We start from the raw sequence: 1596 nt of genomic DNA, 5'->3' as shown, positions 1-1596 counted from the left end.
ATTTTATACTCAAATGGGGAAAGAATACCCAGTTCATTTAAACGATTAGCGATCGCATCCTGACTCATTCCCTGCAGCTTCATCTTAAAAATATCCTGTACTACACTGCCTGCAGATGGATCAATCTCTAATTTATGCTTATCTGTCTTTGTCTTCCTGTATCCAAAAGCTACAAACGGAGTCACGCATTCGCCTTTTTTCCTCTTAATCTCAAGATTACTCCTGATCTTAATAGAAATGTCACGGCAATAAGCATCATTGATTAAATTCTTAAATGGGATAATGATTTCGTCTGCCTGATTCTTTCCCTTGAGACTGTCATAATTGTCATTGATGGCAATGAAGCGCACACCAAGAGCCGGGAATAATCTCTCGATATACTTCCCGGAATCAATATATTCCCTTCCAAATCGTGATAAGTCTTTTACCACTATGCAGTCTACAATCCCACGCCGGATATCTTCCAGCATTGCCTGGAATGCTGGGCGCTCAAAATTAGAGCCTGAGTATCCATCATCAACTCGGACTGAAACAACTTCAATATCTTTTTTGTCTTTCAGGAAATCCAGAATCAAAGCTTTCTGGTTAGAAATGCTATTACTTTCCAGTTTTGCTGAACTGGAAATATCGCCATCTTCTTTAGATAATCTGACATAGATGGCGGCATGATAGATTTTATTGATATTCTGATACATATCTTACCTCCTTTTATTACGTCAGAAAATCCATGTAATAAAAGGGGGCTGCATAATTTGTCCTTACCGACATTCTAACACAGTCCCCTCAATCTTGCCAGTACTTTTTCAGACACTCAGAAGCATATTCTCAAATGCCTGCTCCATAGATATACCGTTATTAGCAAATCTGACTTTTACTTTCATATTACCGATCCGGACCAAATATGGATTTCCTACTTTATTCAGAAAAATATCTCTCCGTTCCTGAAGCGATTTATTTCTGTCTGCTTTTATCATCCGTAGGTCAGTCATTTCATTGATATCTACATCACTGAAATCCTGCTCCAGATAGTTTCTATATTCCTCTGCCGTCATGCCCTTCTCCTTCCATTCCCATCTGAATCCGTACTGCTTTCAGTACCCGATCCAGGCTCCACTTATTTACTCTTCCGCATTTCTCAATAATACATTTTGTAGAAATGCTCATAACCTGTTCGGCCAAGGCTAGGCTTCCTTTTCGGATCCCTGTCATGTCATATTTACTGATAAATACATGTGTTGGCAAATACCGCTTCTTATATATTCTTGACGTCAGCGGAACTACTGTAATGACTGAACTGTATGTATTAGCTTTGTTGTTACTTACTACGATCACCGGTCTTACTCCACCCTGAACCGAAGTTGTCGGGAACATACCGAGATCCGCCCATAAGATATCTCCTCTTCGAATCGTCACTTGTCATCTCTCCAATCCTTTTTTATTTGTAAAGCATTCATAGCGCTATATTAGCTCCACAGGAATACGGCAGAGTTCCTTTCCAAGACGGAAAGCTCTGCCGCATAACCTCTATAGCCAATTTGATTATTAAACAGTGCTCGCTCGATTCTATTTATCCTCGATACCCCGAATCGTTACTCC

3 protein-coding genes are annotated in these 1596 nt (G+C 39.9%); all 3 read right to left on the bottom strand.

The window, feature by feature from the left end:
• The coding region (locus G5B12_RS16900; protein ID WP_174088934.1) for a recombinase family protein at positions 1-695 on the bottom strand (695 nt) is incomplete at its 3' end.
• 108 nt (positions 696-803) lie between these two features.
• On the bottom strand, positions 804-1052 hold the full coding sequence (locus G5B12_RS16895) for a DUF6870 family protein (protein WP_015568866.1): 249 nt from the start codon (positions 1050-1052) through the stop codon (positions 804-806).
• Entirely contained in the window at positions 1033-1413 is a 381-nt protein-coding gene (locus G5B12_RS16890) for a type II toxin-antitoxin system PemK/MazF family toxin (protein ID WP_005344285.1), read from the bottom strand. The genes G5B12_RS16895 and G5B12_RS16890 overlap by 20 nt, the downstream gene beginning before the upstream one ends.
• Between the last annotated feature and the right edge of the window lie 183 nt (positions 1414-1596).

The sequence above is a fragment of the Blautia sp. MSK.20.85 genome (genome assembly GCF_013317245.1).
Taxonomy (GTDB): domain Bacteria; phylum Bacillota; class Clostridia; order Lachnospirales; family Lachnospiraceae; genus Blautia_A.
This window is presented reverse-complemented; position numbering and strand designations above follow the sequence as displayed.